Origin of the sequence: Vibrio splendidus 12E03, from assembly GCF_000272105.2 — a bacterium.
Taxonomy (GTDB): domain Bacteria; phylum Pseudomonadota; class Gammaproteobacteria; order Enterobacterales; family Vibrionaceae; genus Vibrio; species Vibrio splendidus_I.
On sequence record NZ_AJZD02000121.1, the window covers coordinates 23747 to 44238 of the forward strand.

Here is a 20492-nt window from a genome sequence, read left to right on the forward strand (position 1 = left end):
TGAAAGTTGACGAATAATTAGCAGTATTATTAACCTAACTAAATGATTAAGGCTTCCCAATGGCGAACATTCTTCTTATTGATGACGACACCGAGTTAACCAGCTTACTCAAAGACATTCTGAGCTTTGAGGGCTTCACTGTTTCCGAAGCCAATGATGGCTATGCAGGGCTGGAAGCTATCAATGATGAGATTGACCTGATTCTTTTAGATGTGATGATGCCGCGTCTTAATGGCATGGAAACACTAAAGAAACTGAGAGAAAATTGGGAAACACCCGTGCTAATGCTGACCGCAAAAGGCGAAGAGATCGACCGTGTGATTGGTCTTGAACTTGGCGCGGATGATTACCTGCCTAAACCTTTCAGTGACCGAGAGTTGTTAGCGCGTATTCGAGCTATCTTGCGTCGTACTCAAACCGCCACCGCGCCTAAAGCGGCCAGTGATAGAGTTCAAGATCAAGACATCGAAGTTTTCCCGGGTAAACAAGAAGCTTATTGCAATGGTCAGATTATCGATCTCACCACTACCGAGTTCGCTCTCTTGAGTCACCTAATCCAGAACCCTGGACAAGTGATCACCAAAGAAGCATTGAGTTTAGACGTGTTAGGTAAAAGGCTAGCGGCGTTTGACCGTGCGATTGATATGCACATATCTAACCTGCGCAAGAAGATTCCAGAACGCAGCGACGGGAAATCTCGCATTAAAACCTTACGAGGTCGTGGCTACTTGTTAGTAGAGGAGGATTAATGCGTATACCTAAAATCACCAGCTTATATGGACGTATCTTTGCTATCTTTTGGTTCACCATGTTACTGGTGCTTTTGTCGGTGCTATCACTGCCACACTTAGATCCTCGAGTTGCTCGCGATGTACCGGTCGAGCACCTCAAGAAATTAGAACGCATTGCGAAAAGTACAGAGAAGCGATTCGCCAAAGAAGACAACTTAGGCAAGATTGTCTTCCAACTGGAAGGCCCAACCCGCAGCAGAAAAGACACACGCCCTCGGATGTATTTGACTGACCTTGAAGGCTCAGTACTAACGACTAAAAAGCATTCAGATTACAAAGTGAAAGCAATTCGCAATTTCGTGACTACGATTGATAACCCTGAAGTGCCAAAACAAAAGCTGTATGGGCATTACATGGTGGCAGGCCCAATCCCAGTTTCACTCGCCGGTGAAGACCTGATGATGTACATCGGAGTTAAATGGGATCAGCCACCACCATTTTTACTGCGACTGTTTGATAAACCATTACAGTTATTACTTGCCGTGATGCTGGCGAGTACCCCGCTGCTGCTTTGGTTAGCTTGGGCGCTAAGTCAACCAGCACGAAGGCTAGAACTTGCTGCACAACGCGTTGCTAAAGGTCAATTTGAGGTTGACCCTCAACTGGAAAAAGGCACATCAGAATTCAGACAAGCCGGTGAGAGCTTTAACCAGATGGTCGAAGCAGTAAACCAGATGATTTCAGGGCAGCAACGTTTATTGTCTGATATATCTCATGAATTACGTTCTCCACTCACTCGATTACGCATGGCGAATGCACTCGCCATTCGTAAGCAAGGCGACAGCCAAGAGCTAGAGCGTATCGATACTGAAGCGCAGCGTTTAGAACAGATGATCAGTGAACTTTTAACTTTGTCTCGTATGCAGGTCGATAGTCACATCACACGTGAAGTGCAACCCTTATCGAGCCTGTGGGAAGAGATCCTAAAAGACGCAGAGTTTGAAGCAGAGCAAATGGGCAAGCAGATGAGGTTTTCAAAAATTCCTAATCGTTCTATCTCGGGTAATCCGAAGTTATTGATGAGCGCGCTCGACAATATTACTCGCAATGCCATTTACTATGGTAGAGACCAAGTTGATGTTCAATTTAGTGTTCAACAAGACCAACTGACGATTTGCGTGAATGACAACGGTGAAGGCGTTCCTGATGACGAATTAGATTCAATTTTCCGACCTTTCTATCGTGTTTCAACGGCAAGAGATCGAAACTCAGGCGGAACAGGATTGGGGTTAACCATTACAGAAAGTGCGATTCGTCAACACAGTGGTTCGATCACAGCAAGCCGCAGTAAACTAGGTGGATTACAGCTCGAAATCACGCTGCCTATCTTACCGGTGTAATACCCCCACAAAGATCACAGTTGATAATGATTGTTATTATCACTATGGTAAATCCTCTAATTATGGAGGATTTACTATGTCGCACACTTTCCCTACTTTACCCTACGCTTACGACGCCCTAGAACCTTACATTGATGCTAAGACGATGGAAATGCATTACAGCAAGCACCATAGAACCTACTACGATAAGTTTGTTGCGGCTATTTCTGGCAGCGAGCTAGAGCAACAGTCTCTGACCGAGATCTTCGCTAACATTTCTCAGCACAGCCCAGCGGTTCGTAACAATGGTGGCGGTTACTACAACCACATCTTGTATTGGAACTGCATGTCGCAAGACGGTGGTGGTGAAGCCACGGGCGAGCTTGGCGAGGCTATCAGAAGTACTTTCGGAGATTTCGAGACATTCCAAGATCAGTTCGCTCAAGCGGCAATCAATACCTTTGGTTCAGGCTTCGCTTGGCTAGTGGTTGAAGAAGGACAACTGAAGATCATCTCGACCTCAAATCAAGATAATCCGTGGATGGATACCGTTGCCAGTAATGGCGAGCCCATTCTTGCACTCGATGTTTGGGAACACGCCTATTACATCAGCTACCAAAACCGTCGTCCTGATTACATCAATGCATGGTGGAACGTAGTGAATTGGAATGCCGTATCTGAAAACTACGCGCAAGCACTAACGAACCAAGCTTAAGCGAATGGTGACGGTGGCGAACTGTACTCACTCAGCTTGCCACCGTATACTCTGGCTATCTTTGATTATTCTTGTGAACCAACATGTTTGATATCGCTCTATACGAACCAGAAATCGCGCCCAATACGGGTAACATCATCCGCCTATCAGCTAACTGCGGCGCAAACCTGCACCTTATCGAGCCGCTTGGTTTTGATTTCGAAGAGAAAAAAGTTCGTCGTGCGGGCTTAGATTATCACGACCTTGCACGAGTTAAGCGTCACAAGAACCTAGAAGCTTTCCTTGAGTATCTAGAGAATGAACGCGAGGGTGACTTCCGCATCTTTGCTTGCACCACTAAAACGACAGGCCACCACGTTGATGCGAAATTCCAACAAGGTGATGTACTGATGTTTGGCCCTGAGTCTCGCGGTCTGCCTGCTGAGTTCATCGAAAGCATGCCAATGGAGCAACGTATTCGTATTCCAATGATGCCAGACGCACGCAGCCTCAACTTGTCTAACGCAGTGGCAATCATTGCTTTTGAAGCATGGCGACAAATGGGTTTTGAAGGCGCGGTATAACCGAACACCAAGCTTATCTTTTATCTGTTATCTGTTATCTGTTATCTGTTATCGATAGTAAACAGTAAGTAACAGCTAGCGACAGACAATAAAAAAGGCTCTTACCATTATCACTTTCTTGCGAAGGATAAAGGTAAGAGCCTTTTCTGTTTTCCCTCTATATAAAGAAGAGAGAAAAACAAAGAATAGAAACAACGGATTAGTTTAAGCGGTTACGATCGTTGTCGTCGTCTTTCTTCTCAAACTCACCTTCAAAGGTGTTGCCGTCTTTTGATTGGTCAGATGGATCGCGATTGAATGGGTCTTGTCCAAATGGGCTCTGGCCAAAACCAGCTTGTCCACCGGCATGGAAACCACCAGACATGTTGGTCACCACCATTTTTTCCATCATTTTCTTGGCAATCATCGCTCTTGGTGCTGGCAATAATACCAACATACCGAGTGCGTCCGTCATAAAACCCGGAGTCAGCAGCAATACACCGGCAACTGCAAGCATCACGCCTTCAAGAATCTGTTGTGCTGGCATTTCGCCTTGTTGCAAACGACCTTGCACAGACATAAGTGTCTGAATGCCTTGGCTACGAACCAGCGATGCACCCACAAATGCAGTGATCAAAACCAACGCAATAGTTGGCCACAATCCTAAGAAGCCACCAACTTGAATAAATAGCCCAATCTCAATGATGGGTACGAAGATAAATAGTAATAATAAGATAGGAAACACACGCCCTCCTTTGTTCCTTGCAGTTTACGCTGAAAGCCCTAACAATCTCAAATTTATCCTGTAAATAAGCGTGTTTATTGACCAAGAATAACTTTGCAAAATATTGACGAAACAAAACCGAAAAAGGTGATCCACTTAATATTTTTATGCGCTAAGTACAGTATCATGTGCCACATAAGTCAGGACGGATTTATCAGCCCAATATTCTAGCGAACGGAGTATTTGCACACAGAATAGGCTAATAACTAACTATATAATCAGAATAATTCTCTAAGGATCCTGTTATGGCTACTCAATCAGAAGCTCAAGTTGAAGCTCCTCAAGCTACTCGTCTCGAAGAAGATCTATTAGGTCAACGTCATGTTCCGGCTGATGCTTACTACGGCATCCACACTCTACGCGCAGTTGAAAACTTCAACATCTCAAATGTAACGATCTCAGATGTACCTGAATTCGTTCGCGGTATGGTGATGACTAAGAAAGCAGCGGCTTTAGCAAACAAAGAGTTAGGTGTAATTCCAAGCGAAGTGGCTAAATACATCATCCAAGCTTGTGACCTAATTCTAGACACGGGTAAGTGCATGGATCAGTTCCCATCGGACGTTTTCCAAGGTGGTGCTGGTACTTCTGTAAACATGAACGCAAACGAAGTTGTTGCGAACGTGGCTCTTGAACTTATGGGCAAAGAAAAAGGCCAATACGAGTTCATCAACCCGAACGACCATGTAAACCGCAGCCAATCTACAAACTGTGCTTACCCAACTGGCTTCCGTATCTCTGTTTACAACAGCGTTCGTAAACTGATTGATGCGATCGAATACCTAAAAGGTGCATTCGAGCTTAAGAGCCAAGAATTCAACACGATTTTGAAGATGGGTCGTACTCAGCTTCAAGACGCAGTTCCAATGACGGTTGGCCAAGAGTTCCACGCTTGGGCTGTAACCATCAATGAAGAAATCAAAAACCTAGAATACACTTCAAAACTACTGCTTGAAGTAAACCTAGGCGCAACGGCTATCGGTACAGGTCTGAACGCAGCACCGGGTTACCAAGGCCTAGCAGTTAAGCACCTAGCAGAAGTAACTGGCCTAGAATGTGTAGCGGCTGAAGATCTTATCGAAGCAACGTCTGACTGTGGCGCATACGTAATGACGCACGGCGCACTTAAGCGTCTAGCTGTGAAACTGTCTAAAATTTGTAACGATTTGCGTCTGCTTTCTTCTGGCCCACGTACTGGTCTGAACGAGCTAAACCTACCTGAACTACAAGCCGGTTCTTCAATCATGCCTGCTAAAGTAAACCCAGTTGTGCCAGAAGTAGTAAACCAAGTTTGCTTTAAAGTTCTAGGTAACGACAACACGGTTTCTTTCGCTGCAGAAGGTGGTCAACTACAACTGAACGTAATGGAACCCGTTATTGCACAAAGCATGTTTGAGTCTCTAGACATCCTAACAAACGCTTGTGTGAACCTACGCGACAAGTGTGTAGACGGCATTACTGTAAACAAAGAAGTGTGTGAATCTCACGTATTTAACTCTATCGGTATCGTTACTTACCTAAACCCATACATTGGCCACCACGAGGGTGACATTGTTGGTAAGATCTGTGCTGAGACAGGTAAGAGCGTTCGTGATGTGGTTCTAGAGCGCGGTTTATTAACCGAAGAAGAACTTGATGACATTTTCTCTGTTGAAAATTTGATGCATCCTCAGTATAAAGCGAAGCGCTACGAATAAAGTTAGCGAGAAAGGGTTCCAAACGGAGCCCTTTTTTAGGCTCCAATACGGTTAACCATGATTATTTTGTGGATTTCCGTTGGTTGCGCTTTTGCCAAATTGAATCTAAACCATAGAACTATTATGTGAACATTCCAGCGGCGAATGTTCACATAATAAAATCTAAATGAGGTGTTACTTATGATTGCAGTAGAACTGTTTGTCGTCCTGCTCTTTATCTTTTTGGGGGCCAGAATTGGCGGTATCGGTATTGGTTTTGCCGGTGGTGCTGGTGTTATTGCCCTTTCACTTATTCTTGGCGTTCCAACAAGCCAATCTTTCATCCCGATCGACGTAATCTTGATCATCATGTCAGTTATCACCGCAATTGCTGCAATGCAAGTTGCTGGCGGTATGGACTGGTTGGTACAAATTGCCGAAAACTTTTTGCGTAAACACCCTGAACGCATCACCTTTTACGCGCCGATTGTGACCTTTGTAATGACATTAATGGCGGGTACTGGTCACACAGCATTCTCTACGCTTCCTGTTATTGCAGAAGTAGCGAAAGGCCAAGGTGTTCGTCCTTCTCGTCCACTGTCTATCGCAGTTGTCGCTTCTCAAATTGCTATCACAGCTTCGCCAATCTCGGCTGCAGTTGTGGCTTTCGCAGCAATGTTGGCACCCTTTGGTGTTGATTACCTAACGCTATTGATGGTTTGTATCCCAACAACCTTCATCGCTTGTATGGTTGGTGCGATTGTCGCGAACTACATGGGTAGCGAATTGAAAGACGATCCTGTTTATCAAGAACGTCTAGAGAAAGGTCTAATCAAGCTAGCAACAGAAGAGAAACGCGAAATTCTACCTACAGCGAAGAAAGCAACGTACATCTTCCTAGCAGCAATTGGTTTCGTGGTTTGTTACGCAGCGGCTATCTCTAGCTCTGTTGGCCTAATTGAAAACCCAGCGCTAGGTCGTAACGAAGCGATCATGTCTGTAATGCTGGCAGCAGCAGCGGCTATCGTGATGTTCACTAAGATTGATGCAGCGAAGATTTCTTCAGCACCAACGTTCCGTTCTGGTATGACGGCATGTGTATGTGTACTTGGTGTGGCTTGGTTAGGTTCAACGTTTGTAAACGCACACGTTGCTGAAATCAAAGACGTAGCAGGCGCTCTACTGGCTGACTACCCATGGATGCTGGCTCTTGTTCTGTTCTTCGCTTCTATGCTGCTTTACTCTCAAGGCGCAACAACAGTTGCACTGATGCCTGCAGCACTAGCGATTGGCGTAGCACCACTAACAGCCGTTGCTTCTTTTGCTGCGGTAAGTGCGCTGTTCGTACTTCCAACTTACCCTACGCTACTGGCAGCGGTTGAGATGGATGACACAGGCTCAACGCGTATCGGTAACTACGTATTCAACCACCCATTCTTCATTCCAGGTGTGGTAACAATCAGTACTGCGGTAGCACTCGGCTTCGCATTCGGCGGTCTGTTTATCTAACATTCGCTGGTGATTGAACATTTAAAAGGAAGCTTCGGCTTCCTTTTTTGTTTTCTGCTCAATGTGTTATTTGATACGCATCAAATAACCATTATAAACTTTAAAAACCGCCTAAAAATAAAGTTTGAATAAAATTCCAAGATTATTCTGCCTAATCATAAACAACACCTACCAAATCAATCTCCTTCCACTTCCAGTTAATCCACAACGAATATTAATCCAAGCTAACTAACCAAAAAACCTTGACGATTTTCTGCCATTTCTCAGCCCGTTCATTAGCCATTATTTTTGTGAACAGCACCAAACTTAAATACCGGAGTAAGGAATAAAATAACCGCAGCTAAATTAAATCTAACTTCATTTGGATTAGTAAATATAAAAACAACCTTAATTTAAAGTCAGCAACTTTATATCGTTGAGTGCTTTATAAGTGTCCATGTATTTACAATCTATAAATCATTAGTCGCTAATTCACATCACTTATATTTAAGATGATGTAAGGAGATAGCCATGACAACTCAAACGATACCAAGCGAGAAAAAAAAGGGCGGCTTCTTTGCCAACTTTAAATTCCCTTCTGCCTACACCATTCTATTTATTCTGATTGCGTTCGTCGCACTGCTTACCTGGATTGTTCCAGCAGGCCAATACGACCGTGCAATGAATGAAGAGCTAGGCCGAGAAGTACCCGTAACCGGAACCTATCAAGCGGTAGAAGGTAACCCTCAAGGCGTGATTGATGTACTGCTCGCGCCTATTGACGGCTTCTATGACCACAATAGCTATGAAGCGGCGGCTATCGACGTTTCGCTGTTCATCTTAATCATTGGTGGCTTCTTAGGGCTAGTAACCAAAACGGGTGCCATTGATGCCGGTATCGAACGCGTCACCGCCCGCTTAGAAGGGCGAGAAGAGTTGATGATACCAATACTGATGGCGCTGTTTGCCGCAGGTGGTACCGTCTACGGCATGGCCGAAGAATCACTGCCCTTCTATACATTGCTAGTGCCGGTAATGATGGCAGCTCGCTTTGACCCTCTTGTTGCCGCTGCGACCGTACTGCTTGGTGCAGGTATTGGGGTTCTGGGTTCAACGATTAACCCATTCGCAACCGTGATCGCTGCCAACGCCTCTGGTATTCCATTTACGGACGGTATCGTGTTGCGTATTGCGATGTTGATTATTGGTTGGGGTATTTGTGTTGCCTACGTGATGCGTTACGCAAGAATGGTTCAAGCCGACCCAACAACATCAATTGTCTACGACAAATACGAAGAGAACAAAGCGCACTTCTTGGGTAATGCGAGCGGCGAAAAACTTGAATTCACAGCAACTCGCAAACTGATTCTGACCATTTTTGGTGGCTCGTTCGCTGTGATGATTTACGGTGTATCCGTTGCTGGATGGTGGATGGCTGAAATCTCAGCGATGTTCCTAGCAGCAACCATCATCGTTGGTATTGTGGCTCGCATGAGCGAAGAAGAGTTTACCACCAGCTTCATTGATGGTGCCCGCGACCTACTTGGCGTTGCGCTTATCATAGGTATTGCACGTGGTATCGTTGTGGTGATGGACCGCGGTATGATCACCGATACTATTCTGTTCTCTGCAGAACAAATGGTAACGGGACTCTCTTCGGTTATCTTCATTAACGTGATGTTCTTCTTAGAGATTCTACTGTCGTTTTTAGTGCCATCAACCTCTGGCTTAGCGGTGCTTACCATGCCAATCATGGCACCATTGGCTGACTTTGCCGGTGTAGGTCGTGACTTGGTTATCACTGCGTACCAATCAGCATCTGGCTTGGTGAACCTAATCACCCCAACCTCCGCGGTGGTGATGGGTGGTTTGGCGATTGCTCGCGTCCCTTATGTTCGCTGGGTTAAATGGGTGATGCCACTAGTCGGTATCTTGATGGTTTTCTGTATTGTTGTACTGAGTATTGGTGCGCTTATCTAACTAACAGCACTTCACACCTATCTCATCCAAAGCCGCTTCTCACAGCGGCTTTTTTATTGTTCCCTCTACAATATAACCCTCTGCTACTGAAACAGCTCCTCAAAGCCATACACGCGATATTCAAGGTATCTTCTGTTCGTAGCAAAGCTCAGCCAAACTCAAAGTGCTTGCAATAGAAGAATCAATCCTACTTTTTAACATCCAATTTTCTTGATGAAATAACACTCTATTTTCAACCATGATGTTTAAACAAATAGTTAGTCACTTATTAGCGTTAATTATATTTAAAGTAATTTACAGCCTAATAAATAGACGAGGGTTAATGCCCTTTTTTATCAAAAAACACACTTAAATAGCCGATTTTAAAATGTGATCACAACAGCTTTATTCGCATTTACTTTGTTAATAAATAATTAATTCCACATTCAAAATTAAATATCTAAATAAAAACACTGCATATTTCCAAGCTAAGTACATTCTTATCAACAAAACTATTCTGCATATAATCCCTCGTAAATTAGATTCTAGTAAGTTTCGTCAAAAAAGCGTGCATAAAGTTCCCTAACTGCTAACTATTTAGAAGGTATTAGTCATGACTGAAAGTGCATAAATTTTGTTAAAACCCTTAATTTTAAAGGGCTGCGGGATAAAAAACGATTTGTGATAGATCTCTAAGAATACCTGACTAGCAGGCGTAATATTAATTCCAGACAAGAGATATGAATAAAATAATTCATTCTTCTCAACTGAAAATAAATAATTACTCTTAGCGATAAAAGTAATTCAAATATATAAGAGAGAGACGATCATGAGTAAGTTCTATGTAGGTTCTGAAATAGGTCAATTACGCCGCGTTCTAGTTCACCGTCCAAGACGCGCACTGACTCACCTAACACCCTCTAACTGTCACGATTTACTGTTTGATGACGTACTGGCTGTTGAGCGTGCAGGTAAAGAGCATGACGCATTTACTCAAACGCTGCGTGATCAAGGTGTTGAAGTTCTTCTTCTTACTGACCTACTAGCAGACACGCTAGCCGTGCCAGAAGCGAAAGATTGGCTTTTGAATCATCAAGTTTCTGATTACCGCTTAGGCAAAACTTTTGCTAACGATGTGCGCTGCTACTTGGGCGACTTACCAAACCTAGAACTAGCAAAAATCCTAACCGGCGGTCTGTCTTACGCTGAGATGCCAATGAAATCATCTTCAATGATGCAAGGCATGCACGCACCAACCGACTTCATTATCGAACCGTTACCAAACCACCTATTTACTCGTGACACATCTTGCTGGGTATACGGTGGCGTATCCATCAACCCGATGGCGAAACCTGCTCGTCAACGTGAAACCAACCACGTTCGCGCTATTTACCGCTGGCACCCAACATTTGCTGGCCAAGACTTCATTAAGTACTTCGGCGATGAAGAAAACATCAGCTACGACAACTCAACCATTGAAGGCGGTGACGTTCTTGTAATCGGTCGCGGCACGGTTCTTATCGGTATGTCTGAGCGTACAACAGCACAAGGTGTTGAGCACTTAGCATCTAGCCTATTCAAACACGGTCAAGCGAAACAAGTTATCGCAATGCAGCTACCAAAACACCGCTCTTGCATGCACTTAGACACCGTGATGACGCACATGAACGAAGATACGTTCTCTGTTTACCCTGAAGTGGTGAGTAAAGACGTACAGTGCTGGAATCTAACTGGCGATGAGTCTGGCGCAGTGAAAGTGAAAGAAGAAGGCTACTTCGTAACGGCTATCGAAAAAGCACTTGGCGTAGACAAGCTAAACCTAATCACGACCGGTGGTGACAACTTCCATGCAGAACGTGAGCAGTGGAACGATGCAAACAACGTTCTAACGGTTAAACCTGGCGTTGTGATTGGTTACGAAGGCAACACCTACACCAATGAAAAATACGACAAAGCTGGCATCACGGTTCTTCCGATTCCAGGAGACGAACTTGGCCGAGGTCGCGGTGGCGCACGCTGCATGAGCTGCCCAATTGAGCGTGATGGTATCTAATCACTAAGACGAAACGGCCAAGTTGAACGATCTTAAATAATCTCAGCTTGGCCAAAATGAGAGAACACAATTATGACTAAGCAAACTGTTGTTGTTGCACTCGGCGGTAACGCCCTACTTCGTCGCGGTGAGCCGTTAGAAGCCGATGTTCAACGCCGTAATATTGAAACAGCGGTTAAAACCATCTCTGAAATCGCGAAAGTGTACAACGTGGTTCTAGTACATGGTAATGGCCCACAAGTTGGTTTACTGGCTCTGCAAGGTTTGGAATACAAAAAAGTAAATCCATATCCGCTAGATGTGTTGGGCAGTGAGACTCAAGGCATGATCGGCTACATGCTGATGCAAGAGTTCAAGAACTATCTGCCTAACCGCAACATCTCGTGCATGTTGACGCAAATGACGGTTGATCCAAACGATCCTGCATTCGCCGATCCAACTAAGCCGATTGGCCCGATCTACGAAGAAGCGGAAGCGCGTGAATTAGCGGAGAAATTCCACTGGATCGTCAAACCAGACGGCCAACACTTCCGTCGCGTTGTGCCAAGCCCACGCCCTACTGGCATTGTTGAGCACGAAGCGATCACCCAACTTATCGATGCAGGCCACCTCGTAATTTGTACCGGCGGCGGTGGCATCCCAGTGAAAAAAGAGAACGGTAAATTAGTCGGTGTTGAAGCAGTTATCGACAAAGACATGTCAGCGGCTTTCTTAGCGAAACAACTGGATGCGGATGCGCTGCTTATTTTGACCGACGCGGACGCTGTTTACCTTGATTGGGGCAAACCGACTCAACACGCACTGCGCAGCACCACACCAAGTGAACTGGCGCAATTCGAATTTGATGCAGGCTCAATGGGGCCAAAAATTGAAGCGTCATGCGAATTCATCCAACAAGGCGGCAAGGTCGTCGGTATCGGTGCGCTCGAAGATGGTTTGCAAATCCTGCAAGGCCTGGCGGGCACCAATATCACCAAAGATTAATCCACTCGCGAGCTTTTTAAGCCTTGCGAGAAAACTGAATCACCGTTTGAACTGAAATTAATACACAAAAATTGAATCGCGCTTTCTTGAATTTTCTTTCCCTGTAACAGGAAAGCGCCTAAATCTAAGAAGGAATACATCATGGCTTTTAACCTACGCAATCGTAACTTCCTAAAACTACTAGATTTCACTCCACGCGAAATTCAACACTTGTTAGATCTTTCTATGGAGCTAAAAAAAGCGAAGTACAACGGTTACGAACAGCCAACACTGACTGGCAAAAACATCGCACTTATCTTTGAGAAAACCTCAACTCGTACTCGCTGTGCATTTGAAGTTGCTGCATTCGACCAAGGTGCTCGAGTTTCTTACTTAGGCCCATCTGGCTCTCAAATTGGCCACAAAGAATCAATGAAAGATACCGCTCGCGTTCTTGGCCGTATGTACGATGGCATTGAATACCGCGGCTTCGGTCAAGAGATCGTTGAAGAGCTAGGCGCTTACGCTGGCGTACCAGTATGGAATGGCCTGACTGACGAATTCCACCCAACACAAATCCTGGCTGACTTCCTAACTATGACGGAATACGGCCGTGGTAAACAACTGCATGAAATCAGCTTTGCTTACCTAGGTGATGCTCGTAACAACATGGGTAATTCTCTGATGGTTGGCGCGGCGAAAATGGGCATGGACATTCGCCTTGTTGCTCCAAAACAATTCTGGCCACAAGAAGAGCTATTGGCTCAATGTCGTGAAATCGCAGAACACACTGGCGGCAAAATAACACTGACTGAAGATGTTCAAGAAGGCGTGCAAGGTTGTGACTTCCTATACACCGACGTTTGGGTATCGATGGGCGAAGCGAAAGAAGCATGGGCTGAGCGCATCAACCTAATGATGCCTTACCAAGTCAATATGGACATGATCAAGGCAACAGGCAACCCACATGTGAAATTCATGCACTGCCTACCCGCTTTCCACGGCGAAGATACAACAGTCGGCAAACAGCTTGCTGCTGAATATCCACAGCTTAAAGATGGCGTAGAAGTGACGGATGAAGTGGTCGAGTCTGAATACTCAATCGTGTTCGATGAAGCAGAAAACCGCATGCACACCATCAAAGCAGTAATGGTTGCAACACTTGGCAGCTAATAAATTAAAAAGTTAGAAGTTAAGAAGTTAAGAAGTTAAGAAGTTAAGCACGCACTTGTTCGCAAGATATTGACAAGTTAAGTGCAATAACAGGGAAATGCGGGTGGCGTTCTTGGGATTTTAACCTTGGATAAAACCCGCATTTTTTTTCATGTCCTTGAAGAGATTATTACCTGAAAAAGCCTGAGATTCGCAGTTCCAACAAAGGCTTAAATGGAAGCTAGAAACGGACGTAATTTCGCATAAAAATCCATTAAATTAATACTTTACGGAAAGTATTGCATGGCCTTTTTATCTGAGTATAATCCTCCGCAATTTGTCTAAAGAGAGCAAAAAATGAACCGCAATTCTGTCGCACATAATTGTCAAACTACACGCCAAAGAGTGGCGGTGGTGTCATTTTTATTTTGCTCTATTGATCGTTTCGAAGCCTCCTATTTTTAGGGGGCTTTTTTTTGTCCGCAATTTGACTGTATGCATAGAAAAAGGAAGACCCGTTATGGCGCATTCGTTATTTAACAAGCACATCATCTCCATTCCAGAGCTATCTCGTGATGAACTGGAGCTTATCGTCGATACTGCCGCAAGACTCAAAGCAGAACCAAATCCAGAGCTGCTGAAAAATAAGGTGGTGGCGAGCTGCTTCTTTGAGCCTTCAACTCGAACTCGCCTTTCATTTGAAACCGCAGTTCAACGCCTAGGTGGCACGGTCATCGGTTTTGATAATGGCGGTAACACATCGCTGGCGAAAAAAGGCGAAACACTTGCCGATTCGGTGCAAGTTATCTCTTCTTACGTTGACGCCTTTGTGATGCGTCACCCACAAGAAGGCGCAGCACGTTTAGCTTCTGAGTTCTCTAACGGTGTGCCAATTGTGAATGGTGGCGACGGTGCCAATCAGCACCCAACACAGACCTTGTTGGACCTATTCTCAATTTATGAAACGCAAGGCACGCTCGACAACCTCAATGTGGCATTTGTTGGCGACCTAAAATATGGCCGCACCGTGCACTCATTGACGCAAGCACTATCAAAATTCAATAACGTGCGTTTCTTCTTTATCGCGCCAGAAGTGTTAGCCATGCCAGATTACATTTGTGAAGAACTGGAAGAGATGGGCATCCAATACAGCACCCACAGCAGCATTGAAGAAGTGGTGCCTGAACTGGATGTTCTGTACATGACTCGCGTACAGAAAGAGCGCTTTGATGCGTCAGAATACGCGCACATGAAATCGGCTTACATTCTGACGGCCGATACGCTGAAAGACGCTCGCCAAAACATGAAGGTGCTTCACCCACTGCCACGTGTCGACGAAATCACAACTGACGTCGATAAAACGCCACACGCTTACTACTTCGAACAAGCTGAAAACGGCGTGTATGCACGTGAAGCTTTATTAGCCCTAGTTCTAAACGACACTTTATAAGCAGGAGATACAGTCATGGTTAAACAAACTCAGCTACAAGTAGAAGCGATCCGTAACGGCAGCGTGATTGACCACATCCCTGCTCATCTTGGGATTAAAATTCTCAAACTGTTCAAGCTGCATAAAACAGAACAACGCATCACGATGGGGTTAAACCTGCCATCATCAGCGCTCGGCAACAAAGACCTAATCAAGATTGAGAACATCTTTCTGACCAAGGAACAAGCCAACCAATTGGCTCTGTACGCTCCACAAGCGACTGTGAATCAGATTGAAGAGTACAAAGTGGTCAACAAGCTAACACTTGTGCTGCCAGAACAAATCAACAGTGTGTTCGCTTGCCCAAATAGCAACTGTATTTCGCACGGTGAACCTGTCGAAAGCAGCTTTAAAGTGCAGCTAAAACACGAAAACGTACAGCTAAAATGTCACTACTGTGAAAAAGTATTCTCTCGCGAGATCATGAGTGAAATTCGCTAACCCTTAGCGCTATTACCTGCGCAATAAAAACCCTTAATAATTCATGGATATTTATTCCCAACACGGAATAAATATCCATTTAACCAAAGAATAAAACCCCACAATAAAAGCAATTAACCAGAATTTTGTTTGGTGATCGCCTTCAAAAAGATAACTATCCTTTAGTGTTAGACTAAATGAATAGATGATCATACATCTCGCATACCCTCCCTCTTATTTCGGGGTTCATCGGTAAGCCCTAATTAACAATCGTACTCTACGGCTTTGGGAGTGCGTTCTGCGCTATGGACAAGCGATATCAACACGTTGACCTTAAGGAGTTGTTCATGAACCAAATCACTGAGCACGGTTGCTTGTATTCAGCTGAAGATAAAACACTGACTGCCGCGTGCAAACGCTTACTACAACAACAAAGCTTCTCGACCCAGAATCAACTGCGCGAGAAACTCGTCGACATTGGCTATACAGGTATCAGTCAATCGACCGTCTCTCGCATTTTGTCACAGCTTGGCGTTGTCAAAATTCAGAATGCCTGTGGTAAAAAGGTTTACTGCATCACGGTTGAAAGCGCGCCTGTGCGTGTCGATGCCTCAATCTCATCACAAATCGAATTAATTACTCACAACCAAGCGATGGTGATCGTAAAAACAAACCCTGGTTGCGCACAGTTGGTCGCAAGATTAGTCGATATCGACCCACATACCGAGATTATCGGTACGGTTGGCGGCAATGACACCGTGCTAATTATCCCGAAAGACACGATGAATATCGATGCTTGTGAACAAGTAGTCAGAGCACGCTTAGGTGTTGCCTAAATGTCTTATTGGCAAGGGCTGTTCACTGCAGTTGCACAGCTAACCTTCTCTCGACTGCCTGAGAAAGTGGCTCACCCGCCGTAGCGGATATTTGCTGGTCGATGAAACTAATCACAAACTATTACGGTCTGATTGAGTTAAGATACCTTCAACTCCATTTTGATGACTAAATAGTATGCGACGACTTGCCACATTACTTTTTGTTTGTGTTTCCCTGTTCACCCAGCCTGCGTGGGCGCTTTTTGGAAACGACAACGCCGAGCCAAGCTTCGGAGGCAATAACAACGGTTTTGTCCCTGTTGACCAAGCTTTCCCTTTCAATTACTACCAGCAAGACGGCAAGGTGCTTCTCGACTGGCAAGTTAAAGAAGGCTACTACCTCTACCGACATAGCCTCTCTTTCACTGGGCAAAATCTCGCGCTCGGCAATGTTGAATTAGAAGATGGTAAGCCACACCAAGATGAATTCTTTGGTGAGGTGAGCATTTATACCCAGCCATTATTCGTGCAAGTTCCGCTACAGAGTTACCAAGATGGTTCACAGCTGATCGTTAAATATCAAGGCTGTGCGGATGCAGGTTTCTGCTATCCACCCGAAACTCGAATCATCGATATTGAACCATTTACAGCTACAGATTCAGGCGACTCTCAAACTAATGTAGTGTCGCCAGAGTCATCGGCTGCAAACAATGACGCCGATGTTTCAACACAGCAAGCATCTCCAAAAGCAGACGTTGCAACTAACACCACTCCACAATCAAGTGCACCCGTTTCAAAAGAAGCGAGCCTAGCCGATAAGCTCGGTGACAGTTGGTGGACGCCACTATTATTCTTAGCGCTTGGTGTTGGCTTAGCCTTTACACCGTGTGTTCTGCCTATGTACCCAATTCTAACGGGTATCGTATTAGGTGGCGGCAAGCTCAGCCAAGGTCGTGCGCTGATGTTGTCCTTCATCTATGTGCAAGGTATGGCACTAACCTACACCCTATTAGGTTTAGTGGTTGCCTCTGCAGGCATGCAGTTCCAAGCGGCGATGCAACATCCTTACGTGTTAATTGCGTTGAGCGTTCTGTTCGTGGCTTTAGCCATGTCGATGTTTGGCGTTTATAACCTGCAGCTTCCAAGCAGCATCCAAACCTGGCTCAACAACCAAAGTAACAAGCAACAAGGTGGCAATACCTTGGGCGTGTTCGCGATGGGTGCTATCTCTGGCTTGGTGTGTTCGCCTTGTACTACAGCCCCACTATCCGGTGCGCTGCTGTATGTCGCTCAAAGTGGTGACCTGTTTACCGGCGCAATTGCTCTGTACGCATTGGCGATGGGTATGGGTATCCCACTGATTTTGGTTGCGGTATTTGGTAATAAGCTACTGCCGAAAGCAGGCAGCTGGATGGACAAGGTAAAAATCGTATTCGGCTTTATCTTGCTAGCAGCACCTATCTTCCTGCTAGAGCGCATTATCCCTGAATTATGGGCAACTGTGCTTTGGTCTGGCCTTGGCTTCATCGCCTTTGGTTGGCTTTACCACAGCAAAAATGCACTACCATTCGGCGGCTGGAAACAGAGCGCGGTGGGCATCATTGCGATGCTTGGCTTATTCGCTTCGGCACAGCCTGCATTGAATTATTGGTTTGCGGAGAAGAGCGTAACCGTAGAACAGCAGCACATCCAATTTGCACGCATCAACACCGTTGAAGAGCTAGAGATTCAACTCATCGAAGCGAAGAAACTGGGTAAACCTGTGATGCTCGATTTCTACGCCGATTGGTGTGTAGCGTGTAAAGAGTTCGAGAAGTACACCTTCCATCAAGCTGATGTTGAGAACAAGCTTTCTGACTTCGTATTGCTACAGGCTGACGTAACAAGAAACATGCCTCAAGATATTGAACTGCTTAAACAATTGCAGGTACTCGGCTTGCCTACGATTGAGTTCTGGGATGGCGAGGGTAACCATGTTCCAAATGCTCGTGTGACTGGTTTTATGCCTGCCGATGTATTCTTAAAACACATGCAAGACCACCAGCTATAACGACGACATTCGTCTAAATACAAGCTCTAGCAAAAGCCGCATTGCTCCTCATAACGAGATGGCAGTGCGGCTTTTTTGTGATTATAGGAAACGCTTTCCAAGAACAGGGATAAAAGTCGATATGGTTCAGACTTTTAATGCATAGATATTGTCCACATACTCAATCAGGATGATAATAAATATTAACTAAATTGTTAAAAGTATGAACGTCATGGACTCGACCTATACCATCATCATTGCTGATGACCACCCTCTCTTCCGCAACGCCCTGTTTCAGTCAGTTCATATGGCGATCAGCGGTGCGAACCTGCTTGAGGCTGATTCTCTCGACGCCTTACTGACTCTGCTTAAGAAAGAGGATGAACCCGACCTGCTACTTCTCGACCTGAAAATGCCGGGAGCAAATGGTATGTCTGGCCTCATTCAACTTCGTGCTGAATACCCAGATCTACCAATTGTGGTGATTTCTGCCAGTGAAGATGCCAGCGTAGTGACCCAAGTAAAGAGCCACGGTGCGTTTGGCTTCATTCCTAAGTCGAGTGATATGCGTGAATTGGTGAGCGCACTCAATCAAGTGCTGAATGGCGACCCGTTCTTCCCTGAAGGGCTGATTACCAACAATGCTGCCTGTAGCGACCTTGCGGAAAAGATTTCCACATTGACGCCTCAGCAATACAAAGTATTAGGGATGCTTTCTGACGGTCTGCTGAACAAGCAAATCGCCTATGAATTGAATGTTTCGGAAGCGACCATCAAGGCACATATGACAGCCATCTTCCGTAAACTGGATGTGAAAAACCGAACTCAAGCGGTTATCTTGCTACAAGAAGTCCATAACTAGGTTTCGCTTATATCCTCTTCTAAAGTCGTCTTAGGCAAACACAAACCCAGCTTGACGACTTTATGATCATCTATCTCTGCGACTACCCAATTGATGTCATGCCACTCGAAGCTATCGCCCAATACTGGGTGCGCGCCAAGTTCCCGTTCAGCCAATTGTTTTAAGGTCATGTCGCGCTCTTCTTCCGAGCCAAGCTCAATGCCATAGCAGTCACTCACCGCGGCAATCGATAATCCAACCTCAAGGAAGAAATCACCAAAGAATCGAGCTGCGTCTTCAGCTAAAGGTGCCTCACTGAATAGCTCACTTAGGCTATCTAGGTCTTTATCTTGGCCAAGCACACAGAGAATATCGTTCGCCTCTAGCACGGTACTGCCCGATGGGTGAAGCAAGGCATCCTTTCTAAACAGTGCAGTAATTCGCGTTCCTTCCGGCATAGACAAGCGTTTCAGTGGTTCGCCCACACACCACTTCTCTTCTTTCAGCTTATAGACAAACATCTCCCACTCACTAGCAGGGTAGATTTCAATGCCTGTACGAGAAATCGGTGTCGGCGTCGGAGGTAACGTCACCTGAGCCAATCTCGCGACTTTCATTAAGCTGCCGCCTTGAACAATCAGCGACACCATAACCACGAAGAAGGCGATATTGAAGTACAACTGAGCATTAGGTAGGCCAGCCATCATCGGGAACACAGCCAGAATGATCGGCACTGCACCACGTAAACCGACCCAAGAAACAAACCAGCGCTCTTTGGTGGTAAAGCTTCTGAACGGCAGCAAGCCCAACCAAACCGACAGTGGACGAGCAAACAAGATCATGCCGAAAGCCAATGCTAATGCTGGAAGTGCAATATCCATCAAGGTCGATGGCGTCACCAATAGACCCAACACTAAGAACATCACGATTTGGCTGAGCCACGTCATGCCATCGAGAACATTAAGAATCGAGTGTCGAGAGCGCGTCGGACGATTACCAATGAACAAGCCCACTAGGTAAATCGATAGGATGCCACTACCGCCAAGCATGTTAGAGAAGGCAAACAGAGCCACACCACCACTGAGCACAAGAATCGAATACAGGCCATCAGCCAGCTGTACTCGGTTGATTAGACTCCATAGAACCCAACCACCACCAAGCCCGATAAGCGTGCCAACACCAAACTGCATCGCGAAGCTTTTCAGTAGGAAGTTCATTCCCATCTCGGCATCTGGGGTGCCAAGTAACGCGATTAAGGTCACCGTCAGGAAGACCGCCATTGGGTCGTTGGTGCCCGATTCAATCTCTAGGGTTGAGCCAACACGCTCGTTGAGGCTCTGCCCTTTTAGCAAAGAGAATACCGCTGCCGCATCGGTTGAACCGACAATTGCGCCGACCAAAATGCCCTGCATCAGTGACAGGTCAAACAGCCAAGCCGCCATTAAACCGGTTAGAG

The 20492-nt window shown here is 45.5% G+C and carries 17 protein-coding genes; 15 read left to right on the forward strand and 2 right to left on the reverse strand.

What is annotated here, in order from left to right; genetic code table 11:
- Positions 1 to 59: 59 nt before the first annotated feature.
- The 4 genes from A142_RS09775 to A142_RS09790 all read left to right on the forward strand — a co-directional run bounded on the left by A142_RS09775 (position 60) and on the right by A142_RS09790 (position 3388).
- Positions 60 to 749 (forward strand): response regulator, encoded by a 690-nt coding sequence (locus tag A142_RS09775; protein ID WP_019821535.1) that lies wholly within the window; start codon positions 60 to 62, stop codon positions 747 to 749.
- Positions 749 to 2131, forward strand: coding sequence for an envelope stress sensor histidine kinase CpxA (cpxA, locus tag A142_RS09780; RefSeq protein WP_019821536.1), 1383 nt, complete (start codon positions 749 to 751; stop codon positions 2129 to 2131). Before A142_RS09775 ends, cpxA begins: the two co-directional genes overlap by 1 nt.
- A gap of 76 nt (positions 2132 to 2207) precedes the next feature.
- A complete protein-coding gene (locus A142_RS09785; protein ID WP_019821537.1) occupies positions 2208 to 2825 on the forward strand; it encodes a superoxide dismutase in 618 nt (205 codons plus the stop codon).
- Between the two features lie 83 nt (positions 2826 to 2908).
- Positions 2909 to 3388: a tRNA (cytidine(34)-2'-O)-methyltransferase gene (locus A142_RS09790; RefSeq protein ID WP_019821538.1), complete on the forward strand. Its 480-nt coding sequence runs from the start codon at positions 2909 to 2911 to the stop codon at positions 3386 to 3388.
- 199 nt (positions 3389 to 3587) lie between these two features.
- Here the strand turns inward: A142_RS09790 and A142_RS09795 are convergent, their stop codons facing one another.
- Complete coding sequence (locus tag A142_RS09795) at positions 3588 to 4112, reverse strand: FxsA family protein (protein WP_012604974.1); 525 nt, start codon at positions 4110 to 4112, stop codon at positions 3588 to 3590.
- 284 nt (positions 4113 to 4396) lie between these two features.
- Between A142_RS09795 and aspA the strand changes: the two genes are divergently transcribed.
- The 11 genes from aspA to A142_RS09850 all read left to right on the forward strand — a co-directional run bounded on the left by aspA (position 4397) and on the right by A142_RS09850 (position 19057).
- On the forward strand, positions 4397 to 5848 hold the full coding sequence (aspA, locus tag A142_RS09800) for an aspartate ammonia-lyase (protein WP_019821539.1): 1452 nt from the start codon (positions 4397 to 4399) through the stop codon (positions 5846 to 5848).
- Between the two features lie 180 nt (positions 5849 to 6028).
- Complete coding sequence (locus tag A142_RS09805) at positions 6029 to 7336, forward strand: anaerobic C4-dicarboxylate transporter (protein WP_019821540.1); 1308 nt, start codon at positions 6029 to 6031, stop codon at positions 7334 to 7336.
- Between the two features lie 510 nt (positions 7337 to 7846).
- Positions 7847 to 9295 carry a YfcC family protein gene (locus A142_RS09810; RefSeq protein ID WP_017062726.1) on the forward strand — a complete coding sequence of 483 codons (1449 nt, stop codon included), beginning with the start codon at positions 7847 to 7849 and terminating at the stop codon, positions 9293 to 9295.
- An 808-nt stretch (positions 9296 to 10103) separates the two neighbouring features.
- Complete coding sequence (arcA, locus tag A142_RS09815) at positions 10104 to 11327, forward strand: arginine deiminase (RefSeq protein WP_017062724.1); 1224 nt, start codon at positions 10104 to 10106, stop codon at positions 11325 to 11327.
- 72 nt (positions 11328 to 11399) lie between these two features.
- A complete protein-coding gene (gene arcC / locus A142_RS09820; protein ID WP_019821541.1) occupies positions 11400 to 12311 on the forward strand; it encodes a carbamate kinase in 912 nt (303 codons plus the stop codon).
- A gap of 141 nt (positions 12312 to 12452) precedes the next feature.
- Positions 12453 to 13463, forward strand: coding sequence for an ornithine carbamoyltransferase (locus A142_RS09825; protein WP_004729719.1), 1011 nt, complete (start codon positions 12453 to 12455; stop codon positions 13461 to 13463).
- 499 nt (positions 13464 to 13962) lie between these two features.
- Positions 13963 to 14892 carry an aspartate carbamoyltransferase gene (pyrB, locus tag A142_RS09830; protein ID WP_004729720.1) on the forward strand — a complete coding sequence of 310 codons (930 nt, stop codon included), beginning with the start codon at positions 13963 to 13965 and terminating at the stop codon, positions 14890 to 14892.
- A 15-nt stretch (positions 14893 to 14907) separates the two neighbouring features.
- Positions 14908 to 15372: an aspartate carbamoyltransferase regulatory subunit gene (pyrI, locus tag A142_RS09835; protein ID WP_004729721.1), complete on the forward strand. Its 465-nt coding sequence runs from the start codon at positions 14908 to 14910 to the stop codon at positions 15370 to 15372.
- Positions 15373 to 15698: 326 nt separating this feature from the next.
- Positions 15699 to 16187 carry an arginine repressor gene (locus tag A142_RS09840; protein ID WP_004729722.1) on the forward strand — a complete coding sequence of 163 codons (489 nt, stop codon included), beginning with the start codon at positions 15699 to 15701 and terminating at the stop codon, positions 16185 to 16187.
- A gap of 175 nt (positions 16188 to 16362) precedes the next feature.
- The gene (locus A142_RS09845) at positions 16363 to 18216 is read left to right on the forward strand and encodes a protein-disulfide reductase DsbD (protein ID WP_019821542.1); all 1854 of its coding nucleotides are present in this window, start codon (positions 16363 to 16365) and stop codon (positions 18214 to 18216) included.
- A gap of 211 nt (positions 18217 to 18427) precedes the next feature.
- Positions 18428 to 19057 (forward strand): response regulator, encoded by a 630-nt coding sequence (locus A142_RS09850; protein WP_019821543.1) that lies wholly within the window; start codon positions 18428 to 18430, stop codon positions 19055 to 19057.
- Here A142_RS09850 and A142_RS09855 read toward each other — a convergent pair.
- Positions 19054 to 20492: potassium/proton antiporter (locus A142_RS09855; RefSeq protein ID WP_019821544.1), on the reverse strand; the 1439-nt coding region annotated here is incomplete at its 5' end. The genes A142_RS09850 and A142_RS09855 overlap by 4 nt on opposite strands.

Bases quoted from the DNA above. Each gene is read 5' to 3' on its own strand.
- A142_RS09775 (WP_019821535.1), top strand. From the start codon at position 60: ATGGCGAACATTCTTCTTATTGATGACGACACCGAGTTAACCAGCTTA.
- cpxA (WP_019821536.1), top strand. From the start codon at position 749: ATGCGTATACCTAAAATCACCAGCTTATATGGACGTATCTTTGCTATC.
- A142_RS09785 (WP_019821537.1), top strand. From the start codon at position 2,208: ATGTCGCACACTTTCCCTACTTTACCCTACGCTTACGACGCCCTAGAA.
- A142_RS09790 (WP_019821538.1), top strand. From the start codon at position 2,909: ATGTTTGATATCGCTCTATACGAACCAGAAATCGCGCCCAATACGGGT.
- aspA (WP_019821539.1), top strand. From the start codon at position 4,397: ATGGCTACTCAATCAGAAGCTCAAGTTGAAGCTCCTCAAGCTACTCGT.
- A142_RS09805 (WP_019821540.1), top strand. From the start codon at position 6,029: ATGATTGCAGTAGAACTGTTTGTCGTCCTGCTCTTTATCTTTTTGGGG.
- A142_RS09810 (WP_017062726.1), top strand. From the start codon at position 7,847: ATGACAACTCAAACGATACCAAGCGAGAAAAAAAAGGGCGGCTTCTTT.
- arcA (WP_017062724.1), top strand. From the start codon at position 10,104: ATGAGTAAGTTCTATGTAGGTTCTGAAATAGGTCAATTACGCCGCGTT.
- arcC (WP_019821541.1), top strand. From the start codon at position 11,400: ATGACTAAGCAAACTGTTGTTGTTGCACTCGGCGGTAACGCCCTACTT.
- A142_RS09825 (WP_004729719.1), top strand. From the start codon at position 12,453: ATGGCTTTTAACCTACGCAATCGTAACTTCCTAAAACTACTAGATTTC.
- pyrB (WP_004729720.1), top strand. From the start codon at position 13,963: ATGGCGCATTCGTTATTTAACAAGCACATCATCTCCATTCCAGAGCTA.
- pyrI (WP_004729721.1), top strand. From the start codon at position 14,908: ATGGTTAAACAAACTCAGCTACAAGTAGAAGCGATCCGTAACGGCAGC.
- A142_RS09840 (WP_004729722.1), top strand. From the start codon at position 15,699: ATGAACCAAATCACTGAGCACGGTTGCTTGTATTCAGCTGAAGATAAA.
- A142_RS09845 (WP_019821542.1), top strand. From the start codon at position 16,363: ATGCGACGACTTGCCACATTACTTTTTGTTTGTGTTTCCCTGTTCACC.
- A142_RS09850 (WP_019821543.1), top strand. From the start codon at position 18,428: ATGGACTCGACCTATACCATCATCATTGCTGATGACCACCCTCTCTTC.